This is a genomic window from Mumia quercus (assembly GCF_025506335.1).
Taxonomy (GTDB): domain Bacteria; phylum Actinomycetota; class Actinomycetes; order Propionibacteriales; family Nocardioidaceae; genus Mumia; species Mumia quercus.
Window position 1 is genome coordinate 71,103 of the sequence record NZ_JANZYO010000007.1, and the last position, 20,047, is coordinate 91,149.

Here is a 20,047-nt window from a genome sequence, read left to right on the forward strand (position 1 = left end):
GAGCGTCACGGGGTGTAGAGCGTCGTCGTGTTCGTACGAGCGGCCTCGAAGCGTGCCTGCACGTCCGCCCAGTTGACGATGTTCCACCACGCCTTGACGTAGTCGGCCTTCACGTTCTGGTACTGCAGGTAGAACGCGTGCTCCCACATGTCCAGCATGAGGAGCGGGACGATCCCGACGGGCAGGTTGCCCTGGTGGTCGTACAGCTGGCAGATGATCGGCCGCTGGCCGAGCGTCTCCCACGCGAGGATCGACCATCCGGAGCCCTGGATGCCGAGGGCGCTGGCCTCGAACTGCGCGCGGAACTTGTCGAACGATCCGAAGAAGTTGTCGAGCGCAGCCGCGAGCTCGCCGACCGGCTTGTCGCCACCATCGGGCGACATGTTGGGCCAGAACACCGAGTGGTTCACGTGTCCGGCAAGGTTGAACGCGAGGTTCTTCTCCAGCAGGTTGACCGTGCCCAGCGACTCGTTGTCGCGCGCCTCGGCCATCTGCTCCAGCGCCGTGTTGGCGCCGTTGACGTAGGCGAGGTGGTGCTTGCTGTGGTGCAGCTCCATGATCTTGCCGGAGATGAACGGCTCGAGAGCTCCGTAGTCGTACGGCAGATCAGGCAGGGTGTACTCAGCCACGTGTCCTCCATCGATTCTCTTGAGTTGTCCTCACAGTCTCTCAGCCCCCACAGCGGTGCAAGCGAGGGGTTCACCAGGCGACCCCCCGGTCGGTCGGAACGAGCAGTTAGTCTTGTGACCGCCGACCGTGATGGCACGCCAGCCACCGAAACACCGTGAAGGACACCAGTGACCGCCGCCCCGAACGCTTCGAGCGCCGAGCGCGTCCTGACCATCCCCAACGCGCTGAGCGTCATCCGCCTGCTGGGCGTGCCGCTGTTCCTGTGGCTGGTCCTCGGTCCGGAGGCCGACGTGCTCGCGCTCGTCGTGCTGGTCATCTCCGGGATCACCGACTACCTCGACGGCTACCTCGCCCGCAGGCTCGGCCAGACCTCCAAGATCGGGGCGATCCTCGACCCGGTCGCCGACCGCCTCTACATCCTGGCGGTCGTCTTCGGGCTCGCGATGCGCGACATCATCCCGTGGTGGCTGGCGCTGCTGCTGCCGCTGCGCGACATCATGCTGTTCGCGCTGGTGCCGTTCTTGCGGACGCGCGGCTACAGCTCGCTGCCGGTCCACTTCCTCGGCAAGGCCGCGACGGCCGGGCTGCTGTACGCGTTCCCCCTGCTGCTGCTCGGTGACGACACCGGCACGGTCGCCGGACTCGCCAACGTGTTCGGCTGGGCGTTCGCGATCTGGGGTGTCGGTCTGTACTGGTGGGCCGGCCTGCTCTACGTCTGGCAGGTACGCCGCCTCCTCGCCACCGTGCCACCGGTGAAGGCGCGCTGAGGTCCGGGTCGTGACAGAGCGGCGTGCGGGGTCGAGGACGGGGCCGGCATCGGGAGATGCGACGGGCAACTCGATGACGCTGCTCCAGAACATCATCGACCGGCCGCTAGATGACGACTACTACACGCACCCGACCCACGCGCCGACGCGGCGCGGTCGGCTCGCCGCGGTCGTCGTCATCGCGTTCATCGCGCTCCTGATGACGCTCGCCGTGCTGCAGACGCGGGCGGCGCGCCCCGCAGCGGAGACCGAGCGCGCGGTGCTCATCAAGCAGATCGACCAGCGCAAGCGTTCCATCGCGCTGCGCCAGGAAGAGGTCGGCACGCTCACGACCTCCGTCTCGCGGCTGCGCCGTGAGCAGTCGGGGGCAGAGGCGCTGGCGAGGGCGCGAGAGCAGGGCGCGGTCGTCGGGACGGTCGCGGTCAGCGGTCCCGCGCTGCGCGTGGTGGTCGACAGCGCTTCGGACGCCGACGACCGCCCGGAGGGACGCGTGCGCGACAAGGACCTCCAGCTGCTCGTCAACGGGCTGTGGCAGTCCGGCGCCGAGGCCATCGTCATCAACGGCAACCGGCTGACGGCGATGTCGCCGATCCGCGCGGCGGGCGAGGGCATCACCGTGAACTACCGCTCGTTGACCAGCCCGTACGTGGTGACGGCGATCGGCAGCCCGCGTACGCTTCCCGGGAACTTCATCGACACGACCGCGGCCCAGCTGTGGGCGGGCTACAAGGAGAACTTCGACATGCGCTTCGATGTGACCGAGCGCGAGGAGGCGACCCTGCCCGCCGCGCCACGGCGCGCCACCACCATCCGTCACGCAGAGGTCCTGGAGGTATCGGACAAGTGATCGCCGTCCTCGGTCTGGTCGTCGGGATCGCGCTGGGCCTCGTGTTCCAGCCCACCGTGCCCGCCGGGCTCCAGCCGTACCTCCCGATCGCCGTCGTCGCTGCGCTCGACGCGGTGTTCGGTGCCATCCGGGCCTACCTCGACGGGCGCTTCGACGACAAGGTCTTCGTGGTGTCGTTCATCTCGAACGTGCTCATCGCGGCCCTGATCGTGTTCGTCGGCGACCAGCTCGGTGTGGGCTCGCAGTTGTCGACGGGTGTCATCGTGGTCCTGGGGATCCGTATCTTCTCCAACGCCGCAGCGATCCGGAGGCACCTCTTCCATGCTTGAGAACCGCATGCCTGGGATCCGCCGTGCCTGAGCACGACGCCGCACCCGACACCGCCAAGGCCTGGGCGCGCGTACGCCACGCGCTCACCGGCCGGCCGTCGCGCGGCCAGTGGGTCGTCGCCGCTCTCTTCGTGCTGCTCGGGTTCGCCGCCGTCACGCAGGTGCGCTCGACCAACGACGACGCGTACACCGGGATGCGCCGCGACGAGCTGGTCACGCTCCTGCAGACCCTCGACGGCGCCGACGAGCGGCTGACCCAGCAGCGCGCGGAGCTCTCGGCGACGCAGCGCAACCTCCAGCAGGACTCCGAGCGCAACCAGGCCGCAGTGGAGGAGACCCGTCGCGCCGCCGACGCGCTGGCGATCCTCGCCGGCACCGTCCCCGTACAAGGGCCCGGTGTGGTGATCACCGTCGAGGACCCCGACGAGACCGTCGGCGCGAGCACGCTGCTCAACGCCATCGAGGAGCTCCGTGACGCGGGCGCGGAGGCGATCCAGGTCAACGGTGTCGTGCGCGTCGTCGCACAGTCGTACGTCACCGACGCCTCCGGCGGCAACGTCCGCATCGACGGCCGCGAGGTGAAGCGCCCCTTCGTGATCGAGGCGATCGGCGACTCCCATACGCTGGACCAGGCCGTGGTCTTCCGAGGCGGGCTCGCCGACCAGGTGGAGGCGCTCGGGGGAGAGGTCAACGTCGAGCAGACCGACGCGCTCGAGGTGACCGCACTGGCCGAGGAACGCGAGGCCGAGTACGCTCGGCCCGCACGTTGACGACGAGGAGCTGAGCCCGTGATCCCCGAAGACCTCCAGTACACCGCGGACCACGAGTGGGTTCGCCTCGACGGCGACGTCGTGACGGTTGGCATCACCGACTACGCCCAGGACCAGCTCGGCGACATCGTGTACCTCTCCCTCCCCGCCGTCGGCGACGCGATCGAGGCAGGCGCCGTGGTCGGGGAGCTGGAGTCGACGAAGTCGGTCAGCGACCTGTTCGCCCCGGTCTCGGGTGAGGTCGTGTCGGTGAACGAGGCCCTCGAGTCCACCCCCGAGACGGTCAATTCAGACCCTTACGGACAGGGTTGGCTGATGACCGTACGCGTGGCCGATCCCGGTGCCCTCGAGGGCCTGCTGGACGCCGCGACGTACGGAGCGTCGATCGAGTCCTGAACGTCCTCCACAACCTGGGGTGTGTCGGTTGACCACCCCCCAGCAGGCACGTAGGTTCAGTGCAACAGCGTCAACCTCGAGTTCCGGTTGAGAGTAGTGAAGGGGATCCCCGCAAATGTCGCGCACGAACGAGGACGATCCGACGCCGGATGTCCCCGAGAGCCCGTCGGAGACGACGTCCACGATCTCGCTCCCGCCGACCTCCGACCCTGATCTGGGGTCGGGTGGCGGTCTGAGCGCGGACGACGCCGCGGCGCTCGACGCGCTGCCGCCGGGTTCGGCCCTCCTGGTCGTCCAGCGTGGCCCCAGCGCGGGCTCACGCTTCCTCCTCGACACCGACGAGGTCTCCGCGGGGCGCCACCCCGACAGCGACATCTTCCTCGACGACGTCACGGTCTCGCGTCGTCACGCGGTCTTCCGGCGCTCCGAGGGCGGCTTCACGGTCAGCGACGTCGGCAGCCTCAACGGCACGTACGTCAACCGTGACCGCATCGACGACGTGCGTCTGAACAGCCGCGACGAGGTCCAGATCGGCAAGTTCCGCCTGGTGTACTACCCGAGCGCCGCACGGGGCTCCGTGTCGTGACCCAGGCCGCGCCGAACGCCGCTCGGTTGAGCATCGGAGAGGTGCTCGACGAGCTTCGCGCGGACTTCCCTGACGTCTCGATCTCCAAGATCCGCTACCTCGAGACCGAGGGGCTGGTCGAGCCCGAGCGGACGCCTGCCGGCTACCGCAAGTTCTCCCGTGCCGACGTGGAGCGGCTGCACCTCGTCCTGCGGGTGCAGCGCGACACCTACTGGCCGCTGAAGGTGATCCGCCAGAAGCTCGACGACCTCGACCGAGGGATCGTGGCGTCCGACGACGAGGGCGTCCTGCAGGTTCCCCGCGTGATCATGTCGCCCGACGGTCTCCCGACGAGCGACACGTTCTCGAGGGGCCCGCAGGAGATGCGGTTCCGCCGGGCCGAGCTCCTGCAGGCGTCCGGCATCGCGAGCGACCTGCTGGACGAGGCGGAGCAGTACGGCTTGATCGTCCCTGCGCAAGGTGCGTACTCGGAGGCGGACGTCGTCATCGCCAAGACGCTCGGCGACCTCTCCGGGTTCGGGCTGGGTCCGCGTCATCTGCGCGCGTTCCGCACCGCCGCCGACCGCGAGGTCGGGCTGGTCGAGCAGATCGTCGAGCCGCTGCGGCGCCGCCGCGACGTCGGCGCGCAGGCGCGTGCCGAGGAGACGGCCCATCACGTCGCCTCCTTGTCGGTGGTGCTCCACTCGATGCTCGTCAAGAACGGACTCCGCCGTCGGGGGTAGTCTGAGAGCGTGCGCGAGCTCGATGTCGTAGGCGTTCGGGTGGAGATGCCCACCAACAACCCCTTGGTGCTGCTCCGGGAGGTCTCGGGGCCCCGCTACCTGCCGATCTGGATCGGCGCGGTGGAGGCGACGGCGATCGCCTTCGCCCAGCAGGGGGTGGTGCCGCCGCGTCCCCTCACCCACGACCTCCTCAAGGACGTGATCGAGGCGATGGGCGACGAGCTCGTCGAGGTGCGCATCACCGAGGTCAAGGACCACGTGTTCTATGCCGTCCTGGTGTTCGCCTCAGGCGTCGAGGTCGAGGCGAGGCCCTCCGACTCGATCGCTCTCGCGCTGCGCACGGGCACCCCGATCTACTGCGAGGAGGACGTCCTCACCGAGTCCTCGGTGGGCGTCCCCGACGAGGAGGAGGAGGAGGTCGAGAAGTTCCGCGAGTTCCTCGACGAGATCACCCCCGAGGACTTCGAGCAGGGAGGATCGTGAAGCAGACCTCATCCTTGAGTTGAGGTTGAGGGTCGCTCCGGCGAGTCGCGGCGGATGTCGTTGACCGGTAAGGGGTCGGGCCCTAGTTTGAACGGGCAGATGACGGTGTGAGACGGAGGCTCCGGTGGGCGGCAAGCAAGATTCGACCCCGTACGAAGGTGTCGATGCGGCACGCGCGGCGGCCGGCGACCAGGGCCTCCTGTTCGACGACGACGTGGCGGCGCTTCCTGAGGACTCGGGTTTCCGCGGGCCGACGGCGTGCAGCGCGGCCGGCATCACCTATCGCCAGCTCGACTACTGGGCCCGCACGGGCCTCGTCGAGCCGTCGATCCGCGGGGCAGGCGGGTCCGGCACCCAGCGTCTGTACTCCTTCCGCGACGTGCTGCTCCTCAAGATCATCAAGCGGCTCCTGGACGCAGGCATCTCTCTGCAGCAGATCCGCTCCGCGATCCAGCACCTGCGCCAGCGCGGCACCGACGACCTGACGACCGTCACGCTGATGAGCGACGGAGTCTCCGTCTACGAGTGCCGCTCGACCGACGAGGTCATCGACCTCCTCGCCGGCGGTCAGGGCGTCTTCGGCATCGCGATCGGCGGCGTCTGGCGCGAGATCGAGGGCACGCTGTCGGAGCTTCCCAGCGAGCGCGCCGTCGCCGACGACCCGTCGGACGAGCTGGCGCAGCGCCGCAAGGCGCGTCGCGTCGGCTGATAGCCTGACGAGGTACGGCCGAGCACGTCACGCGGGAGAGTCCGTGCAGCGTCGCGGCGCCGAAGGGGCAATTCCTCCCCGGAACCTCTCAGGCACCAGGACCGCGTGACCCAGGCACTCTGAAGCGCACAGTCGCGTGACAGAGGGGGAGGGTTGTCGACCGACCCACCCAAGCCTGCGGGAGTTCGCGATGAGCGACCAGTCCACCACGATCCCAAGCCTGACCGAGCTGGCAGGTGCCGCGCCGTTCGCGAGCCGCCACATCGGCCCCGACCGGGCCGAGCAGCAGCAGATGCTCGAGGCGCTCGGGTACAGCGACCTCGACCACCTCATGTCCGCCGCGGTGCCGAAGGGCATCCGGCTCGGTGAGACGCTGTCGCTGCTCCCAGCGCTGTCCGAGCCGCAGGTGACGGCCGCCCTGCGCAAGCTCGCGGAGCAGAACAACCCCGGCGTCGCGATGATCGGGCTCGGCTACCACCCGACGGTGACGCCGCCGGTCGTACGCCGCAACGTGTTGGAGGACCCGCGCTGGTACACCGCGTACACGCCGTACCAGCCCGAGATCTCGCAGGGCCGGCTCGAGGCCCTGATCAACTTCCAGACGATGGTCGCCGACCTCGCGGGCCTGCCGACCGCCAACGCGTCGCTGCTGGACGAGGCGACGGCCGCCGCCGAGGCCATGACCCTGACGCGCCGCGCCGTACGCGCCAAGGACGGGGTGCCGTTCGTCGTCGACACCGGCTGTCTCCCGCAGACGCTCGCCGTCGTCCGCACCCGCGCGGAGGCCATGGGCATCCCGCTGGTCGAGGCCGACCTCTCTCGAGGGCTGCCGGACGGGGACCTGTGCGGCGCCCTGATCGCCTACCCGCGTGAGGACGGGGCGGTCGCCGATCCGTCGGAGGTCATCGCTGCCACGCACGAGCGCGGGGGACTCGCCGTCGTCACGGCCGACCCGCTCGCCCTCACGCTGCTCGCCTCCCCGGGCTCGCTGGGCGCCGACATCGTGGTCGGATCGAGCCAGCGGTTCGGCGTGCCGCTCTTCTACGGCGGACCCCATGCCGGCTTCATCGCCGTCAAGGACGGCCTCGAGCGTCACCTGCCCGGGCGTCTGGTCGGCGTGTCCGTCGACGCCGAGGGACGCCCCGCGTACCGCCTGGCGCTGCAGACCCGTGAGCAGCACATCCGTCGTGACCGGGCGACCTCGAACATCTGCACGGCGCAGGTGCTCCTCGCCGTCGTCGCGTCGATGTACGCGGTCTACCACGGGCCGGAGGGGCTGCGGCAGATCGCGTACCGGGTCCACCGCAGCGCGGCGGTGCTCGCCGAGGGTCTGCGGCAGGGCGGCGTCGAGGTCGTGCACGACAGGTTCTTCGACACCGTGCTCGCGTACGTGCCGGGACGCGCTGACGACGTCGTCAGCGCGGCGCGTGCGGCCGGCATCCACCTGCGCCGCGTCGACGAGGACCACGTCGGGATCAGCACGTCGGAGGTGACGACACCGGCCCACGTCGAGACCGTGTGGGAGGCGTTCGGCATCACCGGCGCCGACCTTCCGGCGATCGACGAGGCGGCGGGCGAGGCGCTCCCGCCCGCCCTTCGCCGCACCGACGCGTTCCTCACGCACGAGGTCTTCACCACCCACCACTCCGAGACGGAGATGCTGCGCTACGTGACGCGGCTGGCCGACCGCGACTACGCGCTCGACCGCGGGATGATCCCGCTCGGCTCCTGCACGATGAAGCTCAACGCGACGACCGAGATGGAGCCGGTCAGCTGGCCGGAGTTCGCGGACCTGCACCCCTTCGTCCCCGGCGAGGACGCGCAGGGCACGCTGCGCCTCGTCAAGCAGCTGGAGTCGTGGCTCGCCGAGGTGACCGGCTACGCCGCGGTGTCGGTGCAGCCCAACGCCGGGTCGCAGGGCGAGCTGGCGGGGCTGCTCGCGATCCGCGGCTACCACCGCAGCAGGGGCGACGAGGCGCGTGACGTCTGCCTGATCCCGTCGTCGGCCCACGGCACGAACGCCGCCTCCGCCGTCATGGCCGGCATGCGGGTCGTCGTCGTCAAGGCGGCCGACGACGGCGAGGTCGACCTCGCCGACCTGCGCGCCAAGTGTGCCGAGCACGCCGACGACCTCGCCGCGATCATGGTGACCTACCCGTCGACCCACGGCGTGTACGAGCACGGCATCACCGAGCTGTGCGAGGTGGTCCACGAGGCCGGCGGACAGGTCTACGTCGACGGCGCGAACCTCAACGCGCTGCTCGGGCACGCCAAGCCGGGCGAGTTCGGCGGCGACGTCAGCCACCTCAACCTGCACAAGACGTTCTGCATCCCGCACGGCGGCGGAGGTCCCGGCGTGGGACCCGTGGCGGTGGCCGAGCACCTCAAACCGTTCCTGCCCAGCCACCCCATGGCGCCGCTGCCCGAGGACCGTGAGGGCATCGGCGCCATCAGCGCCGCCCCGTACGGGTCGGCCGGCATCCTGCAGATCTCGTGGGCGTACGTGGCACTCATGGGCGCGGACGGCCTGACGGAGGCCACGTCGGTCGCCGTGCTCAACGCGAACTACGTGGCGCAGCGGCTCCGCGAGCACTTCCCGGTGCTCTACGCGGGCGACCACGGCCTGGTCGCCCACGAGTGCATCTTGGACCTGCGCCCGCTGACCAAGGCCAGCGGCGTCAGCGTCGACGACGTGGCCAAGCGGCTGATCGACTACGGCTTCCACGCACCGACGATGAGCTTCCCGGTCGCCGGGACCCTGATGGTGGAGCCGACCGAGTCCGAGTCGCTGGTCGAGCTCGACCGGTTCTGCGACGCCATGATCGCCATCCGCGAGGAGATCGCCGTCGTGGAGCGTGGTGAGGTCGCTGTCGCCGACAGCGCGCTGCGTCGCGCGCCGCACACGCTGAAGGCGCTCGCGGCGCAGTGGGAGCGTCCGTACGACCGCGACACCGGTGCGTTCCCGACCGGCAGCCACGTCGACAAGTACTGGCCGGTGGTCGCGCGCATCGACCAGGCGTACGGCGACCGCAACCTTGCGTGCGCCTGCCCGCCTCCGGAAGCATTCGCGGAGTGATCTCCGAGCCGACGCCGCCCGCCGTCCTCCCGTCGACCGCCGTCCACCTCGAGGCGGCGGTCGCCGCCGCCCAGGCCGCAAGCCGCGCGCCCTCGCTGAGCGCGGCGGTGGTCCGCGACGGCGAGGTCGTCTGGCGAGGTGTTCGGGGGAGCACGGTGCGCAGCGGCGAGAAGGCCCGGCCGACGGCCGAGACGCAGTACCGGATCGGCTCGATCACCAAGTCGCTCACGGCCGCGCTGGTCCTGCAGCTGGCCGACGAAGGCGCCCTCGACCTCGGTGATCCCGTCGGCGCGTACGTCCCGGAGGGCCCCTTCGCTGACGCGACCGTGCGCGGTCTGCTCTCGCACGGCGCGGGGCTCCCGGCCGAACCTGCGGGCCCGTGGTGGGAACGCAGCCCCGGCAGCACGTACGAGGAGCTCGTGGCCGCTCACACCGGCGCGTCGCCGGTCCTGGCGCCGGGGGAGCGCTACCACTACTCGAACCTGTCGTACGGGATCCTCGGCCGCCTCGTCGAGGTGCTGCGCGCCGCCCCGTGGCGTGAGGTCGTCGCCGAGCGCCTGCTCGTCCCGCTGGGGATGAGCCGCACGACGTACGCGCCGACCGCGCCGCACGCCGACGGCTTCTCCGTCGAGGCGTTGACCGGGCTGCTGGTCGCGGAGCCGCACCAGGACACCGGGGCGATGGCGCCGGCCGGGCAGCTCTGGAGCACCCCGTCGGACCTGTGCCGCTGGCTCGCCGAGCTCGCGCGCCCGACCGTGCTGAGCCCGCAGGCGGTGACCGCGATGGCGACGCCCCAGTCCGCCGACCCCGACGAGAAGGGCGCCGGCGCGTACGGCCTCGGGCTGCGGCTGACGGTCGCGGGGGAGCGGGTGCTGGCCGGGCACGGCGGGTCGATGCCGGGCTTCCTCGCCGGCGCGTATGTCGACCGCGACAGCGGCGTGGGCGCGGTCGTCCTCGCCAACACCGCGTACGGGCTGGACGTCGGCGCGCTGCCGCGCACGTTGATCGAGACCGTGCTCGCGCACGAGCCGGAGATCGCTGCGGAGTGGACGCCGGTGACGGAGCTGCCCGACGGGGTGCGCGAGCTGGTCGGGACGTGGCACTGGGGACACCAGCCGTTCGTGGCGGCGTGGGACGGGAGTGCGCTCGCCTTCACCTCCGACACCGGCCGCGAGTTCCGGTTCGCGCAGAGCGGCCCCGACACGTGGACGGGCCTGTCGGGCTACCAGCTCGGCGAGACGCTGCGCGTGGTCCGCCGCACCGACGGCACGATCAGCCACCTCGACCTCGGCACGTTCTGCTACACCCGCATCCCGTACGACCCGTCCGTGCCGATCCCCGGAGGCGCCTGACGCACGCGGCGTCTCCGTCACGAGCCGCCGAGGAGGCCCCGCTCGTACGCGGTGGCGACCGCGGCTGCGCGGTCCTTGACGCCGAGCTTCTCGTAGACGTGCCCGAGGTGCGTCTTGACGGTCGCCTCGCTGACGAACAGCGACGTGGCGATCTCCCGGTTGGAACGGCCTCGCGCGACGAGCGTCAGCACCTCTGCCTCGCGGTCGCTCAGGTCTTGGGAGCGGGTGCGCACCCGTGACACCACGCGCGTCGCGACAGCGGGCGACAGCACGGACTCGCCGCGGGCTGCGGACCGGATGGCGGCGAAGAGGTCCTCGCGGCGCGCGTCCTTGAGGAGGTAGCCGGTCGCGCCGGCGTCGAGCGCGGCCATGATGTCGCGGTCGGTGTCGTACGTCGTCAGCACGAGCACGCGGCTCGGCACCCCCTGCGCCGCCAGCTCGGCGATCGCGTCGACTCCACCGCCACCGGGCATGCGCAGATCCATCAGCACCACGTCGGGGCGCAGCGAGCGCGCCAGCCGGACGCCGGACGGGCCGTCGGACGCCTCGCCGACCACCTCGAACTCCGCCCCGGCCTCGAGCATGCCGCGCAGGCCGTCACGCACCACCGGATGGTCGTCGACGAGCAGCAGGCGGATCACAGGCTCAGTCATCGGACACCGACGGTACGCGGAGCGAGACGGCCGTACCACCGCCGGGCTCGGTCTCGACGACGAGCGTGCCACCGGCGCGCTCGGCACGCCGACGCATCCCGACGATCCCGTACCCGCTGTCGGCGTCGCGGCGCTGCGCGTCCGCGTCGAAACCACGGCCGTCGTCGCGGACGTCGAGCATGACCTCGGAGTCGGCGTACGAGAGCGTGACGCCGACGCGCTTCGCAGCGGCGTGCCGAGCGACGTTCGTGAGCGACTCCTGGACGACGCGGAGCACGGCGGCCTCGGCGGCGGGATCGACCGGCGCCGGGGTGCCTGTCACCACGACCTCGGCGCCGACCCCGGTCTCCGCCGCCCACTCGCCGGTGCGCAGGCGGACCGCGTCGACGAGATCGAGGTGGTCGAGTGCAGCCGGGCTGAGGGCCTGGACCGAGCGGCGTGCCTCGTCGAGAGAGGTTCGGGCGAGCTCCGCGGCGCGTTTGCGGTGCGCGGCGGCCGCGGCGTCGTCCGGGCTGTCCTCGGCGGCCTGCAGCTGCGTCACGATCCCGGCGAGACCCTGGGCGATCGTGTCGTGGATCTCGGCTGCGAGGCGCTCGCGCTCCTCGTGGATGCCGGCCTCGCGCGCCCGCGCCGTGAGGGACTCCTGCAGCGCGGCGTTCTCGCGCAGCGCTTCCTGGAGTGCGGCGATCGTCGTCGAGCGCTCCTCGGCGAGCTCGGCCTCGTTGTGCGAGATGGCGGTGAACAGGAGGACGAGGCCGGCGTTGAGCACGAACAGCCCAGCGAACGCGGCGGCCTGACCTGCGCTCCGGGGCGGGAGTCCGCCCGACTGCGCCCCGGCCATCGTCGCCGCGGTGACGAGCAGGACTGCCCAGGTGGCGCGCTTGCGGAGGTACACCGGAGCGTCGTAGTAGCCGATCGACGCGTAGATGCTGAAGAACGGGTTGAGCCACGAGAGCACGAACGCAAGGCCTGTGCGGGCCACGACGTACGTCCGGCCGAGCCAGTCGTCGAGCGGCTCCTGCCACCGCCTCGAGACGCACCACCAGTGGGCGAGCGCCGCGACCACGGTGAGCACCGCGAGGAGCGGGAGCCGGTCGACCGTCCCGACCGCCTGGGCGAGCGGGACGGCCAGGGCGAGCGAGAGCGCGAGGAGGGGATAGGCCCCGTACCGGAGGAGGACGCTCCACCGCCGCTCGATCCGTGCCGAGAGGTCGTTCATCTGCACTCCGTCGCCCGTCGCTTCCGGTTCACTCCCAACGGAAGTATCGCGCAGCCAGCGACCCGAGCCCCACGGTCCAGACGAGCAGCACGACGACGTGGAGCAGCTCCGGTGTCCGACCCGCCGCCGCCTCGTCGAGCGCGAGCGCTGCCGCGCCGTTCGGCGTCAACGCGACGATGTCGCCCAGCAGACCCGGCAGGACGGTGACCGGCAACCAGACGCCCGAGGTGAACATGGACGGGAAGAAGACGACCGTTCCGATCGCCGCGGATGCCTTCGTCGAAGGGGCGAGACCCGAGATGAGCCCGCCCGTCGACAGGTTCGCGAGGACCACGAGGACGAAGATCCCCAGGTACGCCAGCGGCGCGCCGGGGAGGGCGACGTCGAAGACGATGCGGCCGACGGCCATCGCCAGCAGGGACCCCACGAGGATGCCTGCACCGTGCAGGACCCACTGCGCCATGAGGATCTGCGTCGGCTTGGCCGGCGTCGTCGCGTAGCGTCGCAGCACCTGGTTCTCGCGATACCCCGAGATGATCGTCGGCATGGACATCAGCGATGCCATGATCGCCGACAGCAGGACGGCGATCGGCACGTACAGGTCGATGACGCGGATCCCGCCGAGCGCCTCGTCCGGCTCCCGGAACGTGGGGATCGCGCCGAGGATGGACAGCAGGATCGTGGGGAAGAGCACGATCCAGAACATCGCGCCCGGCTCGCGCAGCATGAGCCGCGACTCCGTCCGCAGCATCGCGGTGGTGGGGGAGGTCGTGGCGGTGCTCATCGGACGGTCTCCTTCTCGTCGGCGTCGGTCATGAGGTCGAGGTACGCCTCGTCGAGGGAGGACTCGCTGATCCTCAGGCGCTCGGGGCGGACGCCGGCGTCGCGGAGCCGGTCGAGCACGGAGAGCACGGCGCTGTCGTCGCAGGCCACGTGGAGCCGTCCGGCGCGCTCCATCACGTCGGCGACACCGGCGACGTCGGCGAGAAGGGTGGTGTCGAGCGGGAGCTCGGTCCCGAAGGACATCACGAGCGGCGCCGCCGTACGGCTGATCAGTCCGTCGGGGGTGTCGGCGACGAGGATCCGCCCCTGCTGCACGAGCGCGATCCGGTCGCACAGGTGCTGCGCCTCCTCCATCAGGTGCGTCACGAGGAGGATGGTCGTGCCTTCCGCGCGCACCTCCTCCACGAGCTTCCAGACCTCCCTGCGCGAGGCCGGGTCGAGTCCGGTGCTCAGCTCGTCGAGGAGCGCGACCCGTGGCCGCCCGACGAGCGCGAGCGCGATCGCCAGCCGCTGCTGCTGACCACCGGACAGCTTGCGCCACGGGTGGTCCATCCGTTCGGCCAGCCCGAGCCGTTCGGCGAGCTCGACGGGGTCACGCGGGTCGTCGTAGAAGGACGCGAACAGGTCGAGCGCCTCGCGGACGCGCAGCTTCGGCTGGAGGCCGGCACTCTGGAGCTGCACCCCGACGGTGCGCTTCAGGGCGTCCCGGTCCTTCTCAGGGTGCAGCCCGAGGACACGGATCGTGCCCGCGTCCGGTCGGCGGAGCCCGGCGATGCACTCGACCGTCGTGCTCTTGCCCGAGCCGTTCGGCCCGAGCACGCCGAAGATCTCTCCCTCGGAGACCGTGAGGTCCACTCTGTCGACGGCCACCACCGGGCCGTACGTCTTGCGCAGGCCACGAACCTCGATGGCGGGCGCGGATGTCGTCGTCATAGCGTCCATCCCATCGTGGGAGCGCGCGCGGCGGATCCACCGAACGGCTGCACCTCGCTCAACCGATCGGCTCCGGAGTCCTCACGCCCGGTCATAGGTGAGCACGGCGTTGCCACCGGGGAAGGTCAACAGATCGGTCAGGTCGAACCGTGTCGGTGCGAACGGCGCGCCCCCGAACGCCGAGATCCCCGCCCCCGCGACGACCGGGTACCGCTTGACGATGATCCGGTCGATCTCCGGCATCAGCACGCCCGCCAGCGCGGAGCCTCCGCAGAGGTAGATGTCGAGCGGGGACTTCTCGGCCTTCAGCGACCGTACGAGACCCACGGGGTCCTCGCGGACGTACGTCACGTCCGGGCTGAGCGCCTCCTGCGTCGACGACACGACGTACTGGCGGAGGTGGGCGTACGGGCTGGTCCAGCCCAGCGCCAGACCCGGCTCGTACGTGCGCCTGCCCATGACCACCGTGTCGAAGTGGCGGTTGGGTGCCTCGGACAGCCCGAGCTGTGCACGCCCCACGGTCGGGAGCACGTCGGGGTACGCCTCGTACATCCACGCGCTGTAGGCGTCCGAGGAGGGGTAGAAGTCGGTCTCGTCGTCAGGTCCGGCGATCATGCCGTCGATCGACACGGCGATGAGGTAGGTGAGTCGTCGCATGTCTTCAGCCTGGTCGGCGCCCGGCCCCGGGGCCGAGAGCGAGTCCTGGCAGGATCGATAACCCACAGGTGATCGGAGCGGAGGACGTACGGCGTGGAGCTGCGCGACATCGAGATCTTCTTGACCCTCGCCGACGAGCTCCACTTCGGGCGCACGGCCGAACGGCTCAACGTCTCGCAGGCGCGGGTGAGCCAGGCGATCGCGAAGCAGGAACGCCGCATGGGGACGGCGCTCTTCGAGCGGACCAGCCGTCAGGTGGCGCTGACCCCGGTAGGCGCACGGCTGCGCGACGACCTCCGCCAGGGGTATGAGCTCATCCAGTCCGGGCTCGCGGCGGCGAGCCGTCATCGCCAGGAGCCGGAAGGGGGCGTCACCGTGGCGACGATGGGCGCGATCGGGTACGAGATGCGCCCCGTCGTCGAGGAGTTCGTCCGGCGGCACCCGAGCTGTACCGTCGAGCCGCGCGAGTTCCACTTCAGCGACCCGTTCGGGCGGCTGCGCCGTGGCGAGGTCGACGTCCAGGTGACCTGGCTCCCGGTGGAGGAGCCGGACGTCCGGGTCGGCCCCCGGGTGCTCACCGAAGGACGCGTCCTCGCGATGTCGAGCAACCACCCGCTCGCGTGCGAGAGCGGGGTCTCGGTGGAGGTCCTCGCCGACGAGCCCGTCTTCGACGTCGGCGCGGGCGTTCCGAGCTACTGGGAGCAGGCGATGCTGCCACGCCGAACGCCCTCGGGACGTCCGGTGAGGCGCGGCCGGCCGGTCCGCACGTTCCACGAGATCCTCACCCGGGTCGCCGCCGGCGAAGGGGTGACGCCGCTGAACGCCCACGTCCGCAGCTACTACACGATGCCGGGCGTCGCGTACGTCCCGATCATCGACGTGCCGGACACCGAGTGGGTCCTGACGTGGCTCGTGGACCGTGAGAGTCCGGAGATCCGGGCGTTCGCGGAGACGGCGCGGGCGTGCGGGACGCGGGCGCTGTGACGCCGCTGCGCGGTGACCCTAGGACGCCGGGACGCGGGCGCCCTCGCGGGCCCACCAGTCCTGCAACGCTGCGACCGCGGGTGCGGGGGCCTTCGCCCAGGAGAGGTGGTCGATCCGTGCACCGTCCGGGGCGTCGGCACGGCGGTAGTCCCACCATGTGAGCCTGTCCGCACGGACGGCACGCGACAGCGCGCGGGCCGCGCGCGGGACCGACAGCTGGTCGCCCTCGACCTGCAGCACGAACGTCGGCACGTCGAGCGCCCGGTTCGGGACCGGGCCCCGCGGGTGCGGGAGGCGGCGGCGCCGGACGAACCGCGCCCACTCGCGCATGAGCGTCCGAGGCTGCGGCCCGCCGAACCCCCAGCGCGGCCAGTAGCCGTACAGAGCCGTCACCACCGGCACGGACGCGGCCAGTCCCCAGATGCCCCAGGAACGCGCCCGGTAGTGCCAGAACCACGGCTCGGACGCGCCGGCGAGGACGAGGCCGTCGACCGTGCCGCCGTCGAGGAGGTAGCCGAGCGAGACCTGGCCACCGAGGCTGTGACCGAGGAGCACGATCGGCGTCTCCGGCTGTTGCGTGCGGACCGTGGCCACGTGGTCCGCGACCCCTTCGACCACCTCGGCGTAGCCCCAGTCGAGGTCACGGCTCGGAGGAGACGTGTCGCGGTCGATGCCGCGCGCCGCCATCGTGCAGGAGCTCCAGCCGATGGCGCCGAGCGCCGACTCGAGGGTCCGGTAGTAAGCAGAGTGGACCCCCATCGCCGGTACGACGACGACGTGGGGGAGCGGGGCCTGGGGTTGCACGAGGGGGAAGTCTAGGACGGCCGTGGATCGCCGCCACCCTCGGCGTACACGACCACCCGTCCGTCACGTGCGAACCCGGCCAGCATGATGCCGGCCTCGTCGCACAGACGCGCGGCAAGCGTCGTCGGTGCGCCGACGCCGACGACCGCCGCGAACCCGGCGACGGCCGCCTTCTGGACGATCTCGAACCCGATCCGCCCGCTGGTGCACAGAGCCAGGCCGTCGGACGCGACGTCCTCCATGAGGACGTGGCCCACGACCTTGTCCACCGCGTTGTGGCGCCCGACGTCCTCACGCACGACGACGACGCTCCCGTCGGGCTGGAACAGCCCGGCCGCGTGCGCCCCGCCCGTACGGTCGAAGTGCCGCTGGTGCGTGCGCAGCCGGTCGGGGAGCGTGGCGAGCGCGGACGGCTCCCACCGCGGGGCGGCGCGCCGGGCGGGGAGGTCGGACGTGAGACCTGCGACCTCCTCCAACGAGTCGGCGCCGCAGACCCCGCAGGCCGACGTCGCCCGCAAGGTGCGGTCCTGCCATACCCGGCCGGGAGACCCGGCGAGGGCCACCGTCACGACGTTGAAGCGCTGCTCCTCGCTGAGCCGGGCGTCGGTGCAGTAGGCGATCCCGGCGATGTCGGACCGGTCCCGGACGACGCCCTCGGAGAGCACGAGACCGGCAGCGAGGGCGAAGTCGTGCCCCGGCGTCCGCATGGTCACCCCGAGGCGGCGGTCAGGTCCACCGGGCGCGGCCAGCCGGATCTCGAGCGGCTCCTCGGCGATGAGACGGTCCTCATGGGCACGGGCCACCCCGTCGACCCATTCGACGACCCGCCTCCGCCCGGTGGGTGCGGTCATGACCACAGCCTATGTCCGGCGGCCACGGAGCCCGGACTAGCATCGAGGGCATGAGCACCCGTCGTCCGCCCGCGCTCGACCCGCACGACCCGCTCGGGATCGACGACCTCCTCCAGCCCGAGGAGATCGCGATCCGCGACACGGTCCGCAGCCTGCTGGCCGACGAGGTCGACCCCTTCGTCGCGGAGTGGTTCGAGAGCGGCGAGCTGCCCGCGCGCGACCTGATGCGCGCCTTCGGCAAGGTCGGCCTCCTCGGGATGCACCTCGAAGGCTACGGCTGCGCCGGCACCAGCGCGACCGCGTACGGCGTCGCGTGCCTGGAGCTCGAGGCCGGCGACTCGGGGATCCGTTCGATGGTGTCGGTGCAGGGCTCGCTGGCGATGTACGCGATCTGGGCGTTCGGCAGCGAGGAGCAGAAGCAGACGTGGCTCCCGCGGATGGCGAGCGGCGAGGCGATCGGCTGCTTCGGGCTGACCGAGCCCGACGCCGGCTCCGATCCGGCGAGCATGCGGACCGTCGCCCGTCGCGACGCCGGGGGTGACTGGATCCTCAACGGCGCCAAGATGTGGATCACCAACGGCTCGGTCGCCGACGTCGCCGTCGTGTGGGCCCAGACCGAGGAGATCGGGACCGGAAGCGGGGTTCGCGGCTTCGTCGTCCCCACCGACACCGCCGGGTTCAGCGCCACCACCATCAAGCACAAGATGTCGCTGCGGGCCTCGGTGACGGCGGAGCTGGTCCTCGACGACGTACGCCTGCCGGCCGACGCCGTGCTGCCCGAGGTCACCGGCATGCGCGGCCCGCTGTCGTGCCTGAGCGAGGCGCGGTACGGGATCGTCTGGGGCGCGATGGGTGCGGCACGCTCCTCGTACGAGGCGGCGCGGGACTACGCGAGCACACGGACGCAGTTCGGTGCACCTCTGTCGGCGTTCCAGCTCACGCAGGCCAAGCTCGCCGACATGTCGCTCGAGCTCAACAAGGGCATCCTCCTCGCGCTGCACCTCGGTCGCCGCAAGGACGAGGTCGGGCTGCGCCCGGAGCAGGTCAGCTACGGCAAGCTCAACAACGTCCGCGAGGCGCTGGAGATCTGCCGCACCGCCCGTACGATCCTGGGCGCCAACGGCATCTCCCTGGAGTACCCCGTCATCCGCCACATGAACAACCTCGAGTCGGTCCTCACGTACGAGGGCACGTCCGAGATGCACACGCTGATCGTGGGTCAGGCCCTCACCGGGCAGGCCGCGTTCCGCGCCGCGCAGGGCTGACCCGCTCGTGGCCCTCTGGTTCGCCTGGCTCGTCGCGCTCACCGCCGTCGCCGTCGCCGCGTACGCCGCCGTCCTGCTGGTCCGCAACCGGCCTGTGGACAACCCGTTGTTCTACGCCGCCTCCGCGCTCGAGCTCCTGCTCATCGTCCAGACGGTGGCCGGCTGCATCGCGCTGGCCAACACCTCCCGCGACGTCGAGGGCGTGACGTTCGTGGGCTACCTGCTCACCTGCGTGCTGATCCCGCCGGCCGCCGTCATCTGGGGCGTGTCGGAGAAGAGCCGGTGGGGAACCGGCGTCGTCGTCGTCGGCATGCTCACCGTCGCGGTCCTCGTCGCCCGACTCGTCCAGCTCTGGAGCGGTCATGCCTGACACCCCTGTTCCCCCCGACACCGGACGCGCCCACACCGGGTCCGGGTTCGGCCGCATGCTGGTCGCCGTCTACGCGGTGTTCGCGATCTCGGCGACGGCACGCAGCGGCGTCCAGCTGGCGCTGCACTTCGATGACGCGCCCGTGGCGTACCTGCTGTCTGCGTTCGCCGCCCTCGTCTACATCGTCGCGACCGTCGCCCTCGCCCGCCGGGGGAGGACAGCGGAGGTCGTCGCCGTCGCAGCGATCGGTGTCGAGCTCGTCGGTGTGCTCGTCGTCGGCGCGCTCACCGTGCTCGACCCCGAGCTCTTCCCGGACGCGACGGTCTGGAGCGGGTTCGGGGAAGGCTACGGCTACATCCCGCTCGTCCTGCCGATCGTCGGCATGTGGTGGGTGCTGCGGACGCGCCGCCGCAACCGGCGTACGGGTGAGCCCCGACCGGGCGGTAACCTCAACCCGTGAGCGAACGCACGGTGATCACCTTCGGCACGTTCGACGTGTTCCACGTCGGCCACGTCCGCATCCTCCAGCGCGCTGCCGAGCTGGGCGACCGACTGGTCGTGGGGGTGTCTGCCGACGCGCTCAACATCCGCAAGAAGGGGCGCGCCCCCGTGTTCACCCAGGAGGAGCGGCTCGAGATCGTGTCGTCCCTCGGGGTCGTCGACGAGGTCTTCGTCGAGGAGAGCCTCGAGCTGAAGGGCGACTACATCCGCAAGTTCGGCGCGGACGTGCTGGCGATGGGGGACGACTGGAAGGGCCGCTTCGACGAGTTCGCCGAGCTCTGCGAGGTCGTCTACTTCCCGCGCACGCCGTCGGTCTCGACGACGGCGCTCATCGAGCACATCGCGTCGAACAGCTGACGC

Annotated in this window: 24 protein-coding genes and 1 riboswitch; of the genes, 16 read left to right on the top strand and 8 right to left on the bottom strand. The window is 71.1% G+C overall.

The annotated features are described in order from the left end of the window. Positions 1 to 5: 5 nt before the first annotated feature. Positions 6 to 629 (bottom strand): superoxide dismutase, encoded by a 624-nt coding sequence (locus NYZ95_RS16980; RefSeq protein ID WP_262852517.1) that lies wholly within the window; start codon positions 627 to 629, stop codon positions 6 to 8. A gap of 168 nt (positions 630 to 797) precedes the next feature. On the opposite strand from NYZ95_RS16980, the gene clsA reads away from it, so the two are divergent. The 11 genes from clsA to NYZ95_RS17035 all read left to right on the top strand — a co-directional run bounded on the left by clsA (position 798) and on the right by NYZ95_RS17035 (position 10,667). Next, positions 798 to 1,397, top strand: a complete 600-nt coding sequence (gene clsA / locus NYZ95_RS16985; protein WP_262852518.1) for a cardiolipin synthase ClsA — start codon at positions 798 to 800, stop codon at positions 1,395 to 1,397. Between the two features lie 73 nt (positions 1,398 to 1,470). Then, positions 1,471 to 2,244, top strand: a complete 774-nt coding sequence (locus NYZ95_RS16990) for a DUF881 domain-containing protein (protein WP_262852519.1) — start codon at positions 1,471 to 1,473, stop codon at positions 2,242 to 2,244. Continuing rightward, complete coding sequence (locus NYZ95_RS16995; RefSeq protein WP_262852520.1) at positions 2,241 to 2,573, top strand: small basic family protein; 333 nt, start codon at positions 2,241 to 2,243, stop codon at positions 2,571 to 2,573. The genes NYZ95_RS16990 and NYZ95_RS16995 overlap by 4 nt, the downstream gene beginning before the upstream one ends. A 23-nt stretch (positions 2,574 to 2,596) precedes the next feature. Then, positions 2,597 to 3,343 (top strand): DUF881 domain-containing protein, encoded by a 747-nt coding sequence (locus NYZ95_RS17000; RefSeq protein WP_262852521.1) that lies wholly within the window; start codon positions 2,597 to 2,599, stop codon positions 3,341 to 3,343. 18 nt (positions 3,344 to 3,361) lie between these two features. Further along, positions 3,362 to 3,739 (top strand): glycine cleavage system protein GcvH, encoded by a 378-nt coding sequence (gene gcvH, locus NYZ95_RS17005; protein WP_262852522.1) that lies wholly within the window; start codon positions 3,362 to 3,364, stop codon positions 3,737 to 3,739. A 115-nt stretch (positions 3,740 to 3,854) separates the two neighbouring features. Then, positions 3,855 to 4,325: an FHA domain-containing protein gene (locus NYZ95_RS17010; protein ID WP_262852523.1), complete on the top strand. Its 471-nt coding sequence runs from the start codon at positions 3,855 to 3,857 to the stop codon at positions 4,323 to 4,325. Continuing rightward, entirely contained in the window at positions 4,322 to 5,047 is a 726-nt protein-coding gene (ftsR, locus tag NYZ95_RS17015) for a transcriptional regulator FtsR (protein WP_443677484.1), read from the top strand. Before NYZ95_RS17010 ends, ftsR begins: the two co-directional genes overlap by 4 nt. 9 nt (positions 5,048 to 5,056) lie before the next feature. Continuing rightward, complete coding sequence (locus NYZ95_RS17020) at positions 5,057 to 5,530, top strand: bifunctional nuclease family protein (RefSeq protein ID WP_262852525.1); 474 nt, start codon at positions 5,057 to 5,059, stop codon at positions 5,528 to 5,530. A gap of 124 nt (positions 5,531 to 5,654) precedes the next feature. Beyond that, positions 5,655 to 6,239 (top strand): MerR family transcriptional regulator, encoded by a 585-nt coding sequence (locus tag NYZ95_RS17025; protein ID WP_308212258.1) that lies wholly within the window; start codon positions 5,655 to 5,657, stop codon positions 6,237 to 6,239. 22 nt (positions 6,240 to 6,261) lie between these two features. Then, positions 6,262 to 6,353: riboswitch (glycine riboswitch) on the top strand. A 76-nt stretch (positions 6,354 to 6,429) separates the two neighbouring features. Continuing rightward, a complete protein-coding gene (gcvP, locus tag NYZ95_RS17030; RefSeq protein WP_262852526.1) occupies positions 6,430 to 9,315 on the top strand; it encodes an aminomethyl-transferring glycine dehydrogenase in 2,886 nt (961 codons plus the stop codon). Beyond that, positions 9,312 to 10,667, top strand: coding sequence for a serine hydrolase domain-containing protein (locus NYZ95_RS17035; protein ID WP_262852527.1), 1,356 nt, complete (start codon positions 9,312 to 9,314; stop codon positions 10,665 to 10,667). Before gcvP ends, NYZ95_RS17035 begins: the two co-directional genes overlap by 4 nt. A gap of 17 nt (positions 10,668 to 10,684) precedes the next feature. Here NYZ95_RS17035 and NYZ95_RS17040 read toward each other — a convergent pair whose 3' ends face one another. From NYZ95_RS17040 to NYZ95_RS17060, 5 genes are all read right to left on the bottom strand, one after another. Further along, positions 10,685 to 11,320 (bottom strand): response regulator, encoded by a 636-nt coding sequence (locus NYZ95_RS17040; protein ID WP_279307887.1) that lies wholly within the window; start codon positions 11,318 to 11,320, stop codon positions 10,685 to 10,687. Then, entirely contained in the window at positions 11,313 to 12,539 is a 1,227-nt protein-coding gene (locus tag NYZ95_RS17045) for a sensor histidine kinase (RefSeq protein ID WP_262852528.1), read from the bottom strand. Before NYZ95_RS17045 ends, NYZ95_RS17040 begins: the two co-directional genes overlap by 8 nt. A 28-nt stretch (positions 12,540 to 12,567) precedes the next feature. Further along, positions 12,568 to 13,323, bottom strand: a complete 756-nt coding sequence (locus NYZ95_RS17050) for an ABC transporter permease (protein WP_262852529.1) — start codon at positions 13,321 to 13,323, stop codon at positions 12,568 to 12,570. Beyond that, positions 13,320 to 14,255, bottom strand: coding sequence for an ABC transporter ATP-binding protein (locus NYZ95_RS17055; RefSeq protein WP_262852530.1), 936 nt, complete (start codon positions 14,253 to 14,255; stop codon positions 13,320 to 13,322). The genes NYZ95_RS17050 and NYZ95_RS17055 overlap by 4 nt, the downstream gene beginning before the upstream one ends. Before the next feature lie 81 nt (positions 14,256 to 14,336). Further along, a complete protein-coding gene (locus tag NYZ95_RS17060) occupies positions 14,337 to 14,912 on the bottom strand; it encodes a dihydrofolate reductase family protein (RefSeq protein ID WP_262852531.1) in 576 nt (191 codons plus the stop codon). Positions 14,913 to 15,005: 93 nt separating this feature from the next. Here NYZ95_RS17060 and NYZ95_RS17065 point away from each other — a divergent pair, with 93 nt between their 5' ends. Continuing rightward, positions 15,006 to 15,896: a LysR family transcriptional regulator gene (locus NYZ95_RS17065; protein WP_262852532.1), complete on the top strand. Its 891-nt coding sequence runs from the start codon at positions 15,006 to 15,008 to the stop codon at positions 15,894 to 15,896. 18 nt (positions 15,897 to 15,914) lie between these two features. Here NYZ95_RS17065 and NYZ95_RS17070 read toward each other — a convergent pair whose 3' ends face one another. After that, entirely contained in the window at positions 15,915 to 16,700 is a 786-nt protein-coding gene (locus tag NYZ95_RS17070; RefSeq protein ID WP_262852533.1) for an alpha/beta fold hydrolase, read from the bottom strand. Positions 16,701 to 16,711: 11 nt separating this feature from the next. After that, positions 16,712 to 17,551: a formate dehydrogenase accessory sulfurtransferase FdhD gene (locus NYZ95_RS17075; protein ID WP_262852534.1), complete on the bottom strand. Its 840-nt coding sequence runs from the start codon at positions 17,549 to 17,551 to the stop codon at positions 16,712 to 16,714. Positions 17,552 to 17,601: 50 nt separating this feature from the next. On the opposite strand from NYZ95_RS17075, the gene NYZ95_RS17080 reads away from it, so the two are divergent. The 4 genes from NYZ95_RS17080 to NYZ95_RS17095 are packed head-to-tail and all read left to right on the top strand — an operon-like array spanning position 17,602 to position 20,044. Beyond that, a complete protein-coding gene (locus NYZ95_RS17080; protein ID WP_262852535.1) occupies positions 17,602 to 18,816 on the top strand; it encodes an acyl-CoA dehydrogenase family protein in 1,215 nt (404 codons plus the stop codon). 7 nt (positions 18,817 to 18,823) lie between these two features. Continuing rightward, positions 18,824 to 19,186, top strand: coding sequence for a hypothetical protein (locus NYZ95_RS17085; protein ID WP_262852536.1), 363 nt, complete (start codon positions 18,824 to 18,826; stop codon positions 19,184 to 19,186). Beyond that, positions 19,179 to 19,646 carry a hypothetical protein gene (locus tag NYZ95_RS17090; RefSeq protein ID WP_262852537.1) on the top strand — a complete coding sequence of 156 codons (468 nt, stop codon included), beginning with the start codon at positions 19,179 to 19,181 and terminating at the stop codon, positions 19,644 to 19,646. Before NYZ95_RS17085 ends, NYZ95_RS17090 begins: the two co-directional genes overlap by 8 nt. Further along, entirely contained in the window at positions 19,643 to 20,044 is a 402-nt protein-coding gene (locus NYZ95_RS17095; protein ID WP_262852538.1) for an FAD synthase family protein, read from the top strand. The genes NYZ95_RS17090 and NYZ95_RS17095 overlap by 4 nt, the downstream gene beginning before the upstream one ends. The last annotated feature ends 3 nt before the right edge of the window (positions 20,045 to 20,047 follow it).